At 35.3% G+C, this 17961-nt stretch carries 13 protein-coding genes; 1 reads left to right on the top strand and 12 read right to left on the bottom strand.

The window, feature by feature from the left end; genetic code table 11:
- Positions 1 to 88: 88 nt before the first annotated feature.
- From QUF99_RS05235 to QUF99_RS05190, 10 genes are all read right to left on the bottom strand, one after another.
- Positions 89 to 2596 carry a beta-mannosidase gene (locus QUF99_RS05235; RefSeq protein WP_289368903.1) on the bottom strand — a complete coding sequence of 836 codons (2508 nt, stop codon included), beginning with the start codon at positions 2594 to 2596 and terminating at the stop codon, positions 89 to 91.
- Between the two features lie 78 nt (positions 2597 to 2674).
- Positions 2675 to 3736 carry a BtaManbiosPhlase gene (locus QUF99_RS05230; RefSeq protein WP_289368902.1) on the bottom strand — a complete coding sequence of 354 codons (1062 nt, stop codon included), beginning with the start codon at positions 3734 to 3736 and terminating at the stop codon, positions 2675 to 2677.
- Between the two features lie 65 nt (positions 3737 to 3801).
- On the bottom strand, positions 3802 to 4755 hold the full coding sequence (gene manA / locus QUF99_RS05225) for a mannose-6-phosphate isomerase, class I (RefSeq protein WP_289368901.1): 954 nt from the start codon (positions 4753 to 4755) through the stop codon (positions 3802 to 3804).
- A gap of 29 nt (positions 4756 to 4784) precedes the next feature.
- The gene (locus QUF99_RS05220; RefSeq protein WP_353958388.1) at positions 4785 to 5789 is read right to left on the bottom strand and encodes an MFS transporter; all 1005 of its coding nucleotides are present in this window, start codon (positions 5787 to 5789) and stop codon (positions 4785 to 4787) included.
- Between the two features lie 437 nt (positions 5790 to 6226).
- A complete protein-coding gene (locus QUF99_RS05215) occupies positions 6227 to 7171 on the bottom strand; it encodes an MTP-1 family protein (protein ID WP_289368900.1) in 945 nt (314 codons plus the stop codon).
- Between the two features lie 481 nt (positions 7172 to 7652).
- Positions 7653 to 8741, bottom strand: a complete 1089-nt coding sequence (locus QUF99_RS05210) for an ABC transporter ATP-binding protein (RefSeq protein WP_289368899.1) — start codon at positions 8739 to 8741, stop codon at positions 7653 to 7655.
- Positions 8728 to 9468, bottom strand: coding sequence for a hypothetical protein (locus QUF99_RS05205; protein WP_289368898.1), 741 nt, complete (start codon positions 9466 to 9468; stop codon positions 8728 to 8730). Before QUF99_RS05205 ends, QUF99_RS05210 begins: the two co-directional genes overlap by 14 nt.
- A gap of 12 nt (positions 9469 to 9480) precedes the next feature.
- Positions 9481 to 10392 carry a carbohydrate ABC transporter permease gene (locus QUF99_RS05200; protein WP_289368897.1) on the bottom strand — a complete coding sequence of 304 codons (912 nt, stop codon included), beginning with the start codon at positions 10390 to 10392 and terminating at the stop codon, positions 9481 to 9483.
- A 12-nt stretch (positions 10393 to 10404) separates the two neighbouring features.
- Entirely contained in the window at positions 10405 to 11340 is a 936-nt protein-coding gene (locus QUF99_RS05195) for a carbohydrate ABC transporter permease (RefSeq protein ID WP_289368896.1), read from the bottom strand.
- A 58-nt stretch (positions 11341 to 11398) separates the two neighbouring features.
- Positions 11399 to 12673 carry an ABC transporter substrate-binding protein gene (locus tag QUF99_RS05190; RefSeq protein WP_289368895.1) on the bottom strand — a complete coding sequence of 425 codons (1275 nt, stop codon included), beginning with the start codon at positions 12671 to 12673 and terminating at the stop codon, positions 11399 to 11401.
- 475 nt (positions 12674 to 13148) lie between these two features.
- On the opposite strand from QUF99_RS05190, the gene QUF99_RS05185 reads away from it, so the two are divergent.
- A complete protein-coding gene (locus QUF99_RS05185; RefSeq protein WP_289368894.1) occupies positions 13149 to 14165 on the top strand; it encodes a LacI family DNA-binding transcriptional regulator in 1017 nt (338 codons plus the stop codon).
- A 611-nt stretch (positions 14166 to 14776) separates the two neighbouring features.
- Here QUF99_RS05185 and purD read toward each other — a convergent pair.
- Both purD and purH read right to left on the bottom strand, forming a co-directional pair.
- Positions 14777 to 16042: a phosphoribosylamine--glycine ligase gene (gene purD, locus QUF99_RS05180; protein WP_289368893.1), complete on the bottom strand. Its 1266-nt coding sequence runs from the start codon at positions 16040 to 16042 to the stop codon at positions 14777 to 14779.
- A gap of 376 nt (positions 16043 to 16418) precedes the next feature.
- Positions 16419 to 17954, bottom strand: coding sequence for a bifunctional phosphoribosylaminoimidazolecarboxamide formyltransferase/IMP cyclohydrolase (gene purH, locus QUF99_RS05175; RefSeq protein WP_289368892.1), 1536 nt, complete (start codon positions 17952 to 17954; stop codon positions 16419 to 16421).
- Positions 17955 to 17961 lie beyond the last annotated feature (7 nt).

The following is a 17961-nucleotide window of genomic DNA, read 5'->3' as shown; positions in this document are numbered from 1 at the left end:
TCTCCACCTCAAGATTCTAAAGAAGCCAAAGAAGATAGGTGAGGGCTAATAATCAGTGGGGAGATGAAGCCCCCCACTGATAGAAGTTTCACTTTATGCTATTGATTGCAGAAATGGAAAGAGATTCCCAAGGAATACATTTTCCTTGTGCTTGTGTTACTTTCACTTTCTTCACTGTATTTGGCTGTAAATCAAAGAAATTATCAGTAAATACAAGCTGTTCCATATCCATCTCTAGTTTTACCATACGTGCAAATGTATTAGAGGTAATAGATATCTCTTGCTTTTCTTCCTCTACCATAACGCTTAGGTTGGATGAAGGTAACGCTAATTCTTTATGATCACGGAAATAATATATATTTTCTTCTAGTTCATGCCGCAAGGAACGGATAACAATGAAAGATTTTTGAGGATCCATTCCGTTTAATGCTTGCTGTTCTGAAATGCTATTGATGTAAGCTGAAACATTTGGTTCAACACAGACAGAAAATATTTTTGAAAAATGTTTTGTGCCATAGAAATCATAAACAGACAGCTCCACATCATCTTCAAAAGGTTTCAATGTGTCATTAACCACCCAAATCTTAATATCTTGCTCTGGCTCGTGATCAATCGTTAATAAGACCGGGCTGAAAAATTTACGCGCATAGTGATAAGAGGCCTTTGGCAAAAGATAATAATCAATAACAGACCAACTTGTACCAGGCCAACAATCATTCAGCTGCCAAACTAAAGCCCCGCTTGTATTAGGCTTATTCCTTCTGTAGTGTTCAATCCCATATTTCAGCCCTTCCGCTTGTGTTAACATAGAAAAATTCATGTATTCCTCAATGTTAACAGGGGCTCCTGTGTATCCTTCCATAAGTAAAATTCCCTTTGGATGGTGGATATCTTTGTTACGATACGCCATTTCATTGCTTCCCCAGAAAAATTGGTTATCTGGAATATTTTTCTGCAAAGTGTATCGATTGGATGAAGCGTGCATCCCAAACTCACTCGCAAATGTAGTTGTATCTTTCTTAAAGTTCTTAAATGATACCCCTTCGATGCTATAATCTACTGTCTGTGGTTCGCCAAACACACGAGGCTCAATATTTCCATGCCAAACTTGCCAATTGTGAGAATCACCTTGTTCACGCGAATTGTGATCGTTTCCACCATAAGGGGAACTTGGCCAAAATAGACGGGTCGGATCAAGCTCTTCCAACAATTCCGGCATTAATTCATGATAGATTTTTTCTCCATAAAAAGGATGCGGTATTTCACCAGATGACTTTAGAGCTTCATATAGCCAATCGTTCTCGTTATTCCCACACCATAGCGCCAAGCATGGATGGTTTCGTAACCGTTTCACGACATGTACAACTTCTTGATATACATTTTCCATGAAATTTTTGTTATAGTCCGGGTAAAGTGCACAAGCAAACATAAAATCTTGCCAAACTAAAATTCCCAATTTGTTGCATTCATCATAAAAGACGTCCTTTTCATAAATACCGCCGCCCCAAACTCGAAGCATGTTCATGTTTGCATCTTTTGCCATCTGAATCAGATGACAGTAATGTGAGTCCGGTACAGAGGCTAAAAAGCTATCAATCGGAATCCAGTTTGCACCTTTCGCAAACAACGGCACTCCATTCAATACAAACGTAAAGCTATGGTCTCCATTTTGATTGCTCCGTTGTACTTCAATAGTGCGAATACCAATGTCCTGATTATCTTCATCAACTATATCCCCATCCGCGTATAGTCTAGTTGTGAGCGTGTACAAATTTGGGGTCCCAAGATCATGAGTCCACCATAAATTAGGGTTATCTACATGAAAAGTTATGCTAGCTTTTTTGTTATGTAATCTAACCCGCTGCGTTTCTATTATGTTCTGATCAAATGCTAATATAATTTCTGCTTCATATTCTTTTGTTTTAGTATGAGTAGCAATCTCCACATCGATTTGAACTGTTGCTCTATTATTTTCAATAGCAGTCGTACGAGAAAAAATGTTATTAATCTTTGCATACTTTCTTTTTTTCAAATGTACATCTTTCCAAATGCCTGCACAAACAAGACGTGGTCCCCAGTCCCATCCAAAATGACTTTGAGCTTTACGGGTCCAGATACGCTTCTTACTGAAACCAGACCAATAATACTGTACTTTATCTTTTATACGCATTTGGATAGGATCAAACTTTACCGCTAGTACATTTTTTCCTATCTTCAGTTCACGTGTTACATCGAATGTGTGGCTAATAAACATATTTTCTGTGGAACCAAGTTCGACTCCGTTGAGATAAACGGTTGCGTACGTATCAAGCCCCTCAAATGTAAGTTCCATTATTTCCCCATCATGTATGTTTCCTTGAAACTCAAAAGTTGTGCGATACCACCATACTTTTTCTTCTACCCATCTGCACTTTTGGTCATTATGTCCGAAGAAAGGGTTTTCAATGATGTTACGTTCAATTAGCGTAGAATGAACATCTCCAGATACTTTTGCGGTAATCCAAAAATAATCGATAAAATCAGGAGAAGCAATCTCTAAATCTCTCATTTCTCCTACATTAAAATCGCGAATTTTCCAGTTATCATGCAGCTTCATATGCTTTCTCCTTACATGATTTGTATTTTGCGCTAAAAAACAAAAAAGAACGAAAAAATCTTAGTGTATATTTCTAGATTAGCAATATGTGAGTGAATCAAGGATTTCTTGAAGACTTAATTCAGCACATGCCATTGAAGTATCTGCTACGCCATAGTACATTTTTACGATGTCTCCTTCTACCAGTACACCGCATGAGAAAACAACATCTCCAAAGAATCCCTCTTTTTCATAGTCAGCTTCTGGTTCCAAAACCGGCTTATCGGAACGAGCAATAACTTTTGCTGGGTTTTCTAGATCTAGTAAAACAGCTCCCATACAATAGCGATGTTCTAGAGTTGCACCGTGATAAAGTTCTAACCATCCTTTTTCTGTTTTGATTGGAACTGCACCTCCACCGATGCGTCCACTATCCCACATGTTATCTCTTAGCCCCATTAAATGCTGGTGGTTTCCCCAATATAATAGGTTATTAGATTCTGCAATCCAAATTTCAGGATCGCCAATGCTTTTTAAGCTTGGTCTATGAAGAGCGTAGTATTTTCCATTGACTTTTTCAGGGAAAATAAGTACATCTTTATTTTCAGGAGCAAAAATCATTCCATGATGTTCTACAGTAACGAAATCCTTTGTAGACACCATAGATTCTCCGATTCCTAAAGGAGAAACAACACTGAAGTAAATATAGTACGTGTCTTCAATTTGTGTTACACGTGGATCTTCAATCCCAAAAGTTTCAAATTTGTTGGTCGGGTAAACAAACGGCTTTTCGTCAATGGTGAACGTATGACCGTCCTTACTGCGTGCGATACGAATGTAGGATAATGATGTTAAATATTCAAATGCTTGTGGATTTGATACATTTCGAATCACACGTGGATCGGAAAAATCATACCGTTCATCTTCTGTATGGAATTCTATAATATCCAATTCATTTGTTTCAGGACAGAATACCGGTGCCTTAACAATCTTAGGATCTTCACTTATCGGACGCTCTGCTACACGGAGCAGAAGAAGCGTTTCATCTTTATACTTTGCAACACCTGCATTAAAGGCTCCGATTACTTCGAAGTCTTCTCGATGAGGTTTTACATCTAAAGGGGTAATAATGGGATTGTTTTCATAGCGATATGTTTTCATGATTATTTCTCCTTATTTTTCAAATTGTATGAATGGGTCTTCTAAGAAATAGCCAGCATTCCTATTCACCGGTTTGAATTTGATACAATGATTGTGATATTCCCTTTTATTTCAAATTCTCCAAAGTCACTTGGTAAAATGAAATTTTCTCCTTTTGATAAGAAATACGATTTATCATCCTTAAACAGTTCTGCTTCTCCATCAACAACACTTAGTAATAAATAATTTTTATCTTGTCGTAATTTAACTTCTCCTCTTACATCCCATTTATAAACAGAAAAATAAGTTTCTTCCACAAACGTAGTCACAGTTGCCCCTTGAAATTTTTCAATTTTTGGATCGCTTATAATTTTTTTATGAGGAACCATTGTTACATCAATTGCTTTTTGTAAATGAAGTTCACGTGTATTGCCATTCTCATCAACCCGGTCATAGTCATACACACGATATGTAGTATCAGAGCTTTGTTGTGTTTCTAAAACAAGCGTTCCTTCACACAAAGCATGAATTGTTCCGCTTGGGACATAAAAAAAGTCTCCAGGTTGAATTTTTTCTCGGCGAAGTAGCTTGTTCCAATCTTTTTCTTCCACCATTCGAACAAACTCTTCCTTTGTTGTAGCATTATGACCAAAAATAATTTCCGCATCATCTTTGCAATCAATAATATACCAGCATTCTGTTTTTCCAAGTTCACCATTTTCATACACATTTGCATAGGCATCATCGGGATGCACTTGTACTGATAAATCCTTATTTGCATCTAAAATTTTAGTTAAAAGTGGAAAAACTTCAGACTGTGGATTTCCAAACAAACTTGGATGTTCCTTATACAAATCTTCCAATTTCATTCCTTTATATTTTCCTTCTCTTACAACACTTTGACCATTTTGATGTGCAGAAATAGCCCAGCATTCCCCAGTATGATCAGAAGGAATTTGATACCCAAATTTATTATGCAATGTTGTTCCGCCCCAGATACGTTCTTTGAAAACGGGTGTTAAAAAAATAGGTTCTTTCAAGACATAAACCTCCATTTATGTTTTTAATATTATTGAAATTTGTATGTTATCGGTTTTTCAGCAATTTTATTCGAGATATAATAAAGCAAAGGTATCATTAGCACATAGGAAACTGGAAACATACTAAAAGAAATAGGAATCACTTCATTTAAGGGGAATATTTGTTGAATTTTTATAAATATAACTATTCCCAATAACCTTCCCAACCCTAATGGAATTTCCCGAATAATAACGTAATCTAAACGTTTTTTCTTATAATTTGGATCGCTCTCTATCGCGTCATAAATGAGAGCGTTCATAGAAGTTTGAATCATATTCATGGAAATTGATTTCGCAAACATATAGATTATTAAAGTATTAAAAACAGGAAAAGTCGAAAGTATAGCCGAACTTAAAAACAATACTAACGAGCCTATTGTAAAAATTTCTAATCGATTGTTTGGATTTGAAATTTTAGCAAGATATAAAAATGCAATAATAGAAACAACTTCTGCTCCCGTATTAAAAATTCCTAAATTTAATTCGTTACCTGCAATCATAAATATCATGATAGATATTAAGAAAGTCATATACACTCCTGAAAAAATACCATCAATAAACATTACAGGATACATCCATTTCCATTTTTTACTTGGATGCATAAGAACTTCACGCATATTATTTTCCACTTCAAGTTTCTTTCCCTTTATAGGGAGAGAAACAAAAATAGACAGGCACAAAAATAAACAGGTCAAGAAAAAAACAACGAAATATCCTGTCATTCCTTGAAATAATTGAATGCAAAAACCTGCTACTAAGGGGGCAACTAATCCTCCAAATGTAGTCATAACTCCTTGTAAATAAAGAAACTTATCTCTTTTTTCATTTTCAATCATATCAAGCGCTACCATATGGGAACCTACTGCAAATAAACTAACTGCCAGTCCCATAAATATGCCTAAAACAATAATATAGTTTGAAAGCGAATCTCGAAAAACAAGAGTAATGAGATAAGCGAAAATATAAAACAAAATCCCGATTCGCAATGTATTCATCGGGGTTATTTTTTTTGCAAGCCACGCACATAACCAAAAGCTGATTATGATGATTAATGACAAGACGAAGCTATAATAAGCTAACAATGTGTACGTAGAATCCAATTTCCAAAGAAAAATGGTAAGAAATACAGCAGATAAGTTATTTCCAAATGTAAACAAAGCACTCATATACAAGTAATAGTTCACTTCTTTGGAAAATAATGAGAATATCTTCATCTTATACTCCGAGTTTTTTTGATTATATTTCAAATTTTCAGAACCAAAAAGCTAAATACCTAAAAACTTAATTGCTTTTAGGTATTTTGTTCTCATTTTTAATAATATGTCAAAGCATCTACAACACCTGCATGAAAAGCTACCATCACTTCAAATCATTCGTGTTATGGACTTATATCATTTGGTGTAATAAGCAGATTTTTTTCATACCATTCATTCTATTGTTCGTATTGTATAAATGGATCTACTATTGTCATTTTTTGTGCTTCTGCATCGCCTATACCAGCATAAATGTCAGCAGTTCCATCACCTTTACGAATCAGACCGCCACTAAATACTACATCTTCTAGATCAGGACGTTTTGCTGGCCCTGGTAAAAAGTTTGAACGCATTGAAATCAATTGAATATCTGTTATTTCACTTGTATGTGGATCCAAGGCAAATGCCATTGGGTAATAATGACGATTCTCTTCTTCATCAAAATAAGCAATGTGACCCAAAACTCCTACCAATCCATTCGATAAAAGACGCGGTTCATTCGCTCCACCCCATTCTTCATCAATAAACTGTCCTTTTAATAGCGGTATTTCATTAACTAAGTCTGTAGTGAATTGATCGAGAGAAGGAATACGAGAAAATCCGATTTTCCCACGTCCTCCTTTTTCTCCTTGTGGACGTGTTAACACACCTATTGAACCATCTTGCAATTGAACCAAACGCAAGTCTTTCATTCCATCTGGACCTTTGGCAAATTCCTTCAAGTCCGAAATGTTTTTTCCCTTATAAAATACCGTTCTCCACCCAAGGCTACCTTGTCTTTCTGGATGTGGGAAAATTTGAACTCCCCCAAATACCAAATCATCATTAATTCTCGTAACAAAAGGATCTTGCAGCTCAAAAACAGGTGCTCCTTCTTTTGGAGCCCACTTTCCATCTTTCTCAATGAAAAAATATACTTGAGAATGTTCACTGTCACGAGATTCGACACGGCCCGCAATCACACGTTCTCCTTGATCCTCAAACGGTGCAGTAATATTGTATACGTCGTTATCATTAACTCCTACAAACTCAATTTTTTCTGTATTTGCAATCGTCTCTTTTTTGACTTTGAATTCTTTTACTAATTCTTTACATGTCTTAACATTTGTTTTTGATAGCTTCACTTTGTTATTCCCCCTTTATCATTTCAACATCATTACTTCGTTTATTGGAAAACAAAAACTTATAATTTGAAGTCAAATCTATATCACTAGAAAATAAAGTTTCCTTCTTACCGAAATTCAATAATACTAAAATCTATTAATCCTTATAAAGCTTTATAAAGTGAATAATATTTTCATATAAATCCATTTTGATTTTTCGACATATAAGCCGCGGCTATGGATAACAAAAGGTGACCTGCACTCGTTTTCTCTCTTTGTTTTCACTATGTCTGGGCAGGAAAAGGATCTGACCGCTTCTATGCATGGCCGGATGCTCTCTCCCTCCTAAAAAGAAGGGCTTTATGTCGGTTTTTTAATCCGGATTTATATAGAACTTCATAGCCACCTTCGCATAATGCCTTCTCTTTTTTTCGCAAAGCTAGCAACATGCTATAGTAGCTTAATATAGAATGCTAATCATTCAACTTTTCAAAGTTTTCTACTACAATCTTTCACCTGTTTTTGGATTAAATAAGTGGGCTTTATTCATATTAAATACAAATTCAATTTTTGAATTTACTTCATAGTCATGATATGAAGGTATTTTTAAATAGAGATCGTAATTTAATGCACGGGTAATGATAATTGAAACATCTCCACGCATCTCAACTAAATCTACAGTTGAGTTGATAATTCCCTCTGAATAATTTTCTAAATATACATTTTCTGTACGAATATCCTCAGGCCGAATACCTAGCAGAACTTCATCCTCACTGTAGTTTTCTAAAATGTCTTTCATTTTATCTGTTAAAGGGAAACACTGCTCATTGATCCGCAATTTGTTTCCTTCAATTCTTGCAGGGAGTAAATTAATTTCAGGATCACCGATAAAAGTTGCGACAAATACATTTTTTGGCTTGTAGTAAAGTTCTTTAGGCGTCCCGATTTGTTGAACTACTCCTTTGTTAATTACTACAATTTTATCCGCCATTGTCATGGCTTCCACTTGATCGTGTGTTACATAGATAGTTGTAATCCCTAATTTTTTATGAAGATTTAGAAGCTCTATACGCATTTTACTTCTTAATTTTGAATCTAAATTAGAAAGAGGCTCATCCATCAAAAATATAGATGATTCTTGAACCATTGCACGTCCAAGAGCGACACGTTGTCGTTGTCCACCAGATAATTCACTTGGTGTTTTCTCTAAGTAATCTGTTAATCCTAAAAGCTCCGCTACTTCTTGTACTTTAGTATTAATAATTTCTTTTTTCTCTTTTCGAAGTTTCAAACCGAAAGCGATATTTTGAAAAATAGTCATATGTGGATATAGTGCATAGTTTTGAAAAACCATAGATATATCACGGTCTTTAGCATGTACATGAGTCATAACTTTCCCATTAATAACCAATTCTCCATACGTAATATCTTCAAGCCCTGCAATCATCCGTAAGAGTGTTGATTTCCCACATCCAGATGGTCCAATAATGGCAACAAATTCATTTTTTTTAATTTCAAGATTGAAATCATCTATTGCAAGTGCCTTGTTACTGTATACTTTATACATATTATCTATTTTAACGAATGCCACGTTCGTTCAACCCCTCTCCCATATAGTCTTTTGTAATATACTTCTTAAATTCATCTGCAATGAAAATGCATAGTATTATTGAAACCATAAGAAAACTCATTAATTCTAAATGTGCATCGGATATAGATATCAAAGATCTTGAAATTACAAGAATAAAGCTTGATATTATTGCAGATGCACTTAAATATCGGAAACCTTGCAAAAATTTTATTGCTTTACGAGTCATCATTTGAATTACAAGTAATAAAACGAATGAAATAAAGGAGAATTTCATTGCAACCTTTAAAAGGATTATGAGTATATTCAATGTATTTAATTGAAAGATAGTATCCTGAAAATCAGCAATGAATTGACTGATACTCATCGAATTTTCCTGATACTTCTGTTCAAGAACTTGATTGCCATAACTAAAAGTTGCTTTATCTCTCTCGAATAACACATAATTCGATTCATTTATTTCTTTGCTTGGGTAGTTTAAATAAACACCAAATTCGCCCGTTTCAATTTTTGCTTTTTTCGTTATTTGGAATTTAGAGTCTTCTATGATAAATGTACCTTCATACTCCTTTAAATAAGAATGCAATTTTTGTGTTAGATCATTTTTTTGATTTATTGCATTCACAAAAAAAGGTGCCGACATATTTGCAATAGCTACCAAAAACAAAATTATACCAATATAAACTGGTGTTTTTTGGATTAACGATTTTAATCTTCTGATTATTACCATATAACCATCCCTCTACTTAACTCCATCTGCTTTATTCGATCCCACAAAATATTTTTGGGCCGAGAAGAATAGTACTAATATCGGAATAATTGATAAAGTTGTTGCTGCCATTAATAATGGCCAGTTTACTTCAAACATACCTTGGAACATCGCTAAACCAACTTGAACCGTAAATTTATCCATATCGTTTAAATAGATAAGAGGTCCTAAAAATGCATTCCACGTTCCCATAAATGATGATATAGCAATCGTGATAATAGCTGGGATTGACATTGGAACATACACTCTCCATAAAATCTTCCAGCTACTCGCTCCATTAATATATGCAGCTTCTGAAAAATCTTTTGGAATTGTCCTAAAATATTGACTCATAAAAAACACATGAACAGCTTGCCCACCAAGTGCTGGCAAAATTAAAGGAATATAAGTGTTTATCGTTGGAATACCTAGAACCTCTCCAATTTTTGCCCAATATATATATCCTGGCACAATTGTAATTTCACCTGGAAGCATAATTGTTATTAGTAAAAACATAAATAAAAGATTTTTTCCTTTAAACTGAAAACGTGCAAAACCGTAAGCTACAATTAGTGATACACTAACTTCTAGAAATGTTACAGACACAGTGTAAAATGTAGTGTTCAAGATATATTGTAAAAAAGGAACCTTTACAAAAACTTCTGCATAGTTACCCCAATTAACAGGATTTGGAATCCATTGTGGGGGTACACTAAATACATTATTTCCTGTTTTTAAAGAAGTAGATATCATCCAAAAAAACGGTGCAATCATTGAGATTGCCACTATAATAAGTAAGAAATGTTTTATAACAGTAGACACAATAGATTTGTAATTTTTATTTTTTTTACTTAAACGAAGTATTTCATTAATCTTCTCTGTATTATTTGCTTCAGCAGAGCTCACTTAAACCACCACCTATTCTTCCTGTTTTGACCCATATGTCCAAAAATCAGTAAATTTGAGTACGAGCATTGTTATTAATAGAACAATAATTAAAAATACCCAAGACATCGCTGAAGCATAACCCATTTTAAAATATTTAAATGCCGTATCATAAATTTGAAGCAGGATAAATTGTCCTTGATTTCCTGCTCCACCCAAGATATATGCATCATTAAACTTTTTAAAAGCTCCAATAATCCCCATAATCAAGTTATAATACAAGATTGGTTTCATCAGAGGTAACGTAATGTTTAATAATCTGGTCATAGCATTTGCTCCTTGAATAGAAGCTGATTCATATAGGTCTTTAGGAACTTCATTCAATGCAACTAAGTATGTTAGCATTCCTGCTCCAGCACCCCATAAACTAATCATGATGTATGAAGGAAGTACCCAGTTTGGATCAGTAAACCAGCCAGGCCCTTGAATTCCCACTATATGTAACAAGTTGTTTATTAAACCGTTAGATGGATCTAAAATCCAGCGCCAAATAATCCCTACTGCTACACCTGATACAACAGCTGGTAAATAATAAACCGTTCTATAAATACTTAAACCCTTTATTTTCGAATTCATAATTAAAGCAATGGTAAATGATGCAACCATTCCAATTGGAACTGCAATAATTGCGTACCTTACTGTAACTAATAACGAGTTTAAGAAATTGTCATCATGAAACATATTGGTGAAATTTTCGAATCCAACAAACCTTGGTTCACCAATAACTGGCCAATCCATAAAACTCATTACCATTGACATAATCATTGGAATCAAATTAAATAAGATAAATCCGATAAACCAAGGCGCAATATAGAAATAACCAGGACTTATCCGTTTTTTCTTTTTGAGACTATTTTCAAGCAAAAAATCTATCTTCTCTTCACGATTAAACTGAGATGGATTTTGCATGTTCACTTCCCCCTAAAAAAATTACCAGGACTTCACAAACATTAGTAATTCGATTATTTTATTCTGTTATTTTTCTCAACTTTTTCGCAACATCTTTTGCTAAATTACTTACATTCACGTTCCCTTTACCATTATTGTTAGAAAGAATAACCTCATCTAATCCTTGTCCTTCAGTAGCCGCAATTTCATTTTGTTGTACAGTATTATTAAATCCACGCGATATTTCAGTAGATTTTTGAATAACCTCTAATGCATACGCTTTATACGGATTAATTTCTGCAATATTTTGTAATTTTGATTTTAATGGTGTTGGAACTTTCCATTCCGTCATTTCATTTGTTACATCAACTAATGCTTTGAATGATGCTTCTTTATTTTTTGTTTGGGAAGAAATCACCGTTGAAGCTGTCCAGTTAAAAGTGACTTGCTCTTTTGAACCACTTGGCATTACCGCCATCCCTACTTCAAATTTATTTCCCGCCTCTTTTACTTTTCGCTCAACATCATCGTTTGCTCCACCAATTATCATTCCAACTGTTCCATTGACAAATGCTTGTTCGGTTCCCATAGATTTAACATCTTCATATGGCATCGTTGCACTTTTATCAGTAATTATGTCTTTACCTACTTCTAGCCCTTTAATTGTTTCTGGTGAATCTAACACTACTTTTCCTTTTTTATTAATAATGTCTCCACCTTCACCCCAGGCAAATACAGAAAGTGGTGGACTTCCTGCTGTAGCAAATCCATATTTGTCGTCTTTCGTTAGCGTTTTAGCTGTATTATGAAAATCATTCCAATTCCAAGTTAAGCTCGGATCCTGAATTCCTGATTCCTTAAACATTGATTTATTATAATAAACTACATATGTTTGTCCAATCCAAGGCAATCCATATGTTTTACCTTCATACTTGGCAGCATCTAAAGAACCGGAAAAGTAATCATCCATATTAATTTGTTTCTGAGATTTAAGTTGACTTGAAATATCTACAAGTGCATTGTTTGAAGCGTAAGCTGGAACATATTCCTGAGCTAACCACATCAAATCTGGTGCTTGTTTCCCAGCTATCATTGTTTGAACTTTAGCATAGTAATCTTTTGGAATGACCATCTGTTTAAGCTTATAATCATGTTGCTTAGCATTTAATTTATTAATAATTTCATCGAATTCCTTTGCTTCACGTTCATTTGCCCATGTAGCAATTTTCAACTCCACTGGACCATTTTTCTTTGCTGTGTCCGCTTTATTACTTGAACATCCAGCAATTCCTCCCAGTGTTAATACACTTACTCCCACAAGAACAGTTATCTTGGATAAAAGCTTTTTCTTCATCAAAATTCTCCTCCTCTTATAGCATTACACTCTACTTTATTGACAATGATACTAATATCATTTGTTAAAAATATGTAACTACTAAAAATTACAAAAGATAATTTCCACATTTATGTGTAAGATGATCGATGTTCTCTCCAATCCTCTTACCCCAATATGAAAACGTTTCCTATAATTATCTTAATAAATAAAGCGACTATCCCTTCGTCCCCTCCTTATTTTTAGTATCAGCAAAAAAATTTGCATTCACCTCATTCAACTATTATTCTACAAAATCTCAGCCTAAGTAACATTACATAAATATTTTGTAACGTTACTTCTTGAAAATAAATGTTTTATAATTATAAGAGTCACGTTACAATATATTTATACTATTGAAAGCGTTTTAAGTCAATAGTTGATTTATATTATCAAAAACGTTACCTTTTTGGTAATACAATTTAAAATATTTTCCATTAAACTGAAAGGTGATACTATGACTAGAAAAGTAACAATGCAAGAAATAGCTAATCATTTGAACATATCTAAAAACTCAGTCTCGCAAGCATTGACCGGAAAACCTGGTGTAAGCGAAGAAACGAGAAAACGTGTTCAACAAATAGCTGAAGAATTAGGATATAAATATCCTAAAAGTAAAAAAGTATTGAAAACAGAAAAACAGAAAAAGGATATAGCGCTCATTGCTTCTGATTTTACGTTCTCTGCTAAAAGTTTTTTTGGGGAAATTTATTTGAGTATAGAAAAAGAAGCGCGGAAGCGTGACCTAAATCTTTTTATACAACCTATAACTAAAGAAGCCATTAATAATTTAGAGCTTCCAAGTTTTATTGAAGACAGATCCGTTGATGGAGTACTCATTCTTTCTCATTTAAGTACAGCTTATATTCAAAAGGTCACCCAGCAGGATATTCCAACTGTACTTATTGATCATCACCATCCTTTTATTAATGCTGATGCTATATTAACGAATAACCGGTTCGGAGCGTACACAGCAGTCCACCACTTAATAGAGCAAGGACATAAAAATATAGCTTTCGTAGGAAATATTAACTATTCTCCAAGCTATAGAGAGCGACTTGATGGATATCTTCTTGCTTTGAGCCATTCTAATATAGAAGTTAATCCAGCGTTCCTATTGACGGATATAAAGGAATCTGAAGAAGTAATTTGGGAACAGCTAACGAATTTACCTTCGTTACCAACTGCATGGTTTTGTGTGAATGATGGACTTGGATTTTTTGTAAATTCTTGTTTACAAAGAAAAGGAATCAAAATCCCATCTCAAGCATCTATTTGTAGTTTTGATAATGGTTTATTATCCCGTATGGCCAATCCCAAAATCACGACCGTAGATATTGACTTAGAGTTATACGGAAAAAAAGCTGTCGAACAGCTTTTCTGGCGTTTTAATCATCGTGATGAGCCTTTTCAGGAAATTTTACTATCTACTAAACTTATTGTTAGAGACTCAACAGGAATAGCCCCCATTTAAACAAAAGAATTTTTAGAGTTTCAAGACTGCTAATCATTCTTTTGGTTTTGGCGTAAACATTTTTTGAAAATATAAAGTGAAACTTTTATCAGTGGGGGTATTACTGCCTCCCTTTTAAGTAGACAGCTCAAAGAAAGAGCCATGCTGTTTACTTAAAAGGGATATTTTTATGAAGAAAATCTATAAGAGTTATAGTAGCAAATTTAAGTGAAAAGTAGTTCAACTCTATTTAGAGGACAGTGGTTTCGATAAAGTCCATAATACTGAAACAATCTTTATACAACTAGGAGTTACTCCAATTACAACATTCCCACCAGTATGAGGAGAAATTATTTCTTGTGTGAAAATCAAAAATGTATACTATATAAATCCATTTTGATTTTTCGACATATAAGCCGCGGCTATGGATAACAAAAGGTGACCTGCACTTGTTTTCTCTCTTTGTTTTCACTTGGCATGCATAGGGCAGGAAAAGGATCTGACCGCTTCTATGCATGGCCGGATGCTCTCTCTCACCTAAAAAGAAGGGTTTTATGTCGATTTTTTAATTTGTATTTATATATATCCCAAATAGCGAAATCAAAAAAAGCTAACATAAAGTATGTTAGCTCTTAACAATCCACTTTTGCAATCGCCCGATATCCAATATCACTTCGATAAAATAAACCATCACTCTCGATTTTTGTAATTTCTTTATACACTATAGCTTTCGCTTCTTGTAAGTCTTTCGCTTTGCAAGCAACAAATAAGACGCGGCCGCCGTTTGTAACAAACTCTCCCTCTTTCACAGCTGTACCTGCATGAAAGACAATTGCATCTTCTAATGTATCTAGCCCGCGAATGACAGCACCTTTTTCATATGCTTCTGGATATCCCTTTGAAGCCAGTACAACGCCAATCACTGCTTCCTCAGACCACTCAAGTGTTAGTTCCTCTCCATCTAACACACCGTTACATACGTCTACTAAGTCACTCTCTAGGCGAGGTAGTACCACTTCTGTTTCTGGATCACCAAAACGAGCATTAAACTCAATCACTTTCGGTCCTTCGTTTGTTAAAATAAGACCTGCATATAAAATACCTGTGAACAAGCGTCCTTCTTGTATCATTGCCTCAGCAGTCGGATATAGAATTGTTTCAATCGCTTGCTTCACTGCCGCCCCTGGGATTTGTGGCACTGGAGAATAAGCACCCATTCCACCTGTATTTGGACCTTTATCACCGTCAAAAGCACGTTTATGATCTTGCGCAATCACCATCGGATATACAGTTGTTCCATTCACGAATGCCATAAGAGAAAATTCTTGTCCATCTAAAAATTCCTCAATGACAACTTTTTTACTCGCGTCGCCAAACTTCACATCTTGCAGCATTTCTTTTACAGCTTGCAGTGCCTCTTCTAATGTCATCGCAACCGTTACACCTTTACCAGCTGCTAATCCGTCCGCTTTAATGACAATTGGCGCACCAACTTTTTCAATATATGCTACTGCTTCTTCATAGTTTGTGAACGTCTCATATGCTGCTGTTGGAATCTCATACTTTTCCATAAGCTCTTTCGTAAAAGCTTTACTTCCTTCAATCACAGCTGCCGCTTTATTAGGACCAAACACCCGAAGCCCCTCATCTTCAAAACGATCAACAATCCCATTCATAAGCGGAATTTCCGGACCGACAAACGTTAAGCCAATATGATTTTCTTTCGCGAATGCAACAAGTGCATCAAAATCATTTTCATCAATCGCAACAGGTGTTGCGACATCTTTCATTCCTTCATTTCCTGGCGCTACATATACTGTTTCTACTTGCTCTGATTGTGCAAACTTCCATGCTAACGCATGCTCACGTCCACCGCGGCCGATTACTAAAACATTCATATTTCAACCTCCATTATTCAAGTAAGTACAAAATAGGAGCAAGGCTCCTATTTTGTTTCTATTAGTTCGTGTTCAAAAAGGAGGATCAAGAGAGCCGAGCAGTTCAAGGCGCAGAAGCCAGGAGGATACGGAGTGTAGCTGGAACTACATGAGTACCGGACTGGCAACGTAACGAAGAAGTGCGACAGCTATCTTTACCGGACTTTTTGAACTTCCTCTAGTTCGTGTTCAAAAAGGAGGATCAAGAGAACCGAACAGTTCGAGGCGCTGCAGCCAGGAGGACACGGAGTGTAGCTGGCACTACATGAGTACCGGACTGGCAATGCAACGAAGAAATGCGAAGGTTATCTTGACCGGACTTTTTAAACTTCCTCTATTAATGTTTGAAATGACGTACGCCAGTGAACACCATAGCAATGCCAAACTCGTCTGCTTTTTTAATAGAATCTTCGTCGCGAATCGATCCACCTGGCTGAATAATAACTGTTACACCTGCTTTTGCTGCTTCTTCCACCGTATCTGGCATTGGGAAAAATGCATCAGATGCAAGTGCACTTCCTTGCGCTTTGTCGCCAGCTTGTGTAATTGCAATTTTCGCAGAGCCCACACGGTTCATTTGCCCTGCACCAACACCAACTGTCATATTATCTTTCGTTAGTACAATTGCGTTCGATTTCACGTGTTTTACAACTTTCCAAGCTAATTTTAAATCGTTCCATTCTTGCTCTGTTGGTTCACGTTTTGTTGGAATCGTAATTGTATCTTCATCTAATGATAATGTATCTTCTTCTTGAACAAGGAGACCACCTTGTACAGAAGTTAACTTTTTACTTGCTGATACTGCTTTTTCAATATTTACAGTTAAAAGACGTAAGTTTTTCTTACTTTGCAACACTTCTAACGCTTCTTTTGAGAAGGAAGGTGCAATGATGATTTCTAAGAAAATTTCATGTAGCTTTTCTGCTGTTGCTTTATCAATTTCACGATTGGCCGCAATGATACCGCCAAAGATTGATACTGGATCTGCTTCATAAGCACGTGTATATGCTTCATGAATATCAGCACCCACACCAACGCCGCATGGATTCATATGTTTTACTGCTACAACTGCTGCTTCTGTAAATTCTTTGACAATACTAAGCGCTGCATCTGCATCGTTAATATTATTGTAAGATAACTCTTTTCCATGTAATTGTTCTGCATATGCAACAGAAGAAGTTACTGCAAACGGCGCTTTATAAAATGTTGCTTTTTGATGTGGATTTTCTCCGTAACGTAAATCTTGTTTTTTCTCAAATGTAACCGTCAGTGTTTCTGGGCTTTCTTCTCCCATTTGTTCTGTTAAGTAATTTGAGATTAATGCATCATATGCTGCTGTATGACGGAATACTTTTGCTGCTAATTTACGTTTTGTTTCAACTGCAACTTCACCATGTTCTTTTAGCTCAGCTAATACAACATCATAGTCTACTGGATCAACAATAACTGATACGAACTTATGGTTTTTTGCAGCAGAACGGATCATTGTTGGGCCGCCGATATCAATATTTTCAATTGCATCTGCAAACGTCACGTCTGGCTTTGCAATTGTTTCTTTAAATGGATATAAGTTTACAACAACAAAATCAATTGGCTGAATACCTAGTTCGTTCATTTGAGCTACATGCGTGTCATTATCACGTACTGCAAGCAAGCCACCATGAATGTTTGGATGTAATGTTTTTACACGACCATCCATAATTTCCGGGAAACCTGTTACTTCAGAAATACCAATCACCTGTAAGCCGTTTTCTTCTAATAATTTTTTCGTTCCGCCTGTTGAAATAACTTCAATTCCTTGCTCAAGTAACCCTTTTACAAACTCTACAACTCCAGCTTTATTTGAAACACTTACTAATGCACGCTTTTTCATTTATCCT

It is taken from the genome of Bacillus sp. DX4.1 (assembly GCF_030348195.1).
Taxonomy (GTDB): Bacteria; Bacillota; Bacilli; order Bacillales; family Bacillaceae_G; genus Bacillus_A.
The sequence above is the reverse complement of the archived record's forward strand: the minus strand, read 5'-3'. Positions and strand labels throughout refer to the sequence as shown.

What these genes read in the sequence shown, in the direction of transcription:
- QUF99_RS05235 (WP_289368903.1), bottom strand. Translation starts at nt 2,596, where the DNA reads ATGAAGCTGCATGATAACTGGAAAATTCGCGATTTTAATGTAGGAGAA.
- QUF99_RS05230 (WP_289368902.1), bottom strand. Translation starts at nt 3,736, where the DNA reads ATGAAAACATATCGCTATGAAAACAATCCCATTATTACCCCTTTAGAT.
- QUF99_RS05220 (WP_353958388.1), bottom strand. Translation starts at nt 5,789, where the DNA reads ATGAATACATTGCGAATCGGGATTTTGTTTTATATTTTCGCTTATCTC.
- QUF99_RS05205 (WP_289368898.1), bottom strand. Translation starts at nt 9,468, where the DNA reads ATGGTAATAATCAGAAGATTAAAATCGTTAATCCAAAAAACACCAGTT.
- QUF99_RS05195 (WP_289368896.1), bottom strand. Translation starts at nt 11,340, where the DNA reads ATGCAAAATCCATCTCAGTTTAATCGTGAAGAGAAGATAGATTTTTTG.
- QUF99_RS05190 (WP_289368895.1), bottom strand. Translation starts at nt 12,673, where the DNA reads ATGAAGAAAAAGCTTTTATCCAAGATAACTGTTCTTGTGGGAGTAAGT.
- QUF99_RS05185 (WP_289368894.1), top strand. Translation starts at nt 13,149, where the DNA reads ATGACTAGAAAAGTAACAATGCAAGAAATAGCTAATCATTTGAACATA.
- purD (WP_289368893.1), bottom strand. Translation starts at nt 16,042, where the DNA reads ATGAATGTTTTAGTAATCGGCCGCGGTGGACGTGAGCATGCGTTAGCA.
- purH (WP_289368892.1), bottom strand. Translation starts at nt 17,954, where the DNA reads ATGAAAAAGCGTGCATTAGTAAGTGTTTCAAATAAAGCTGGAGTTGTA.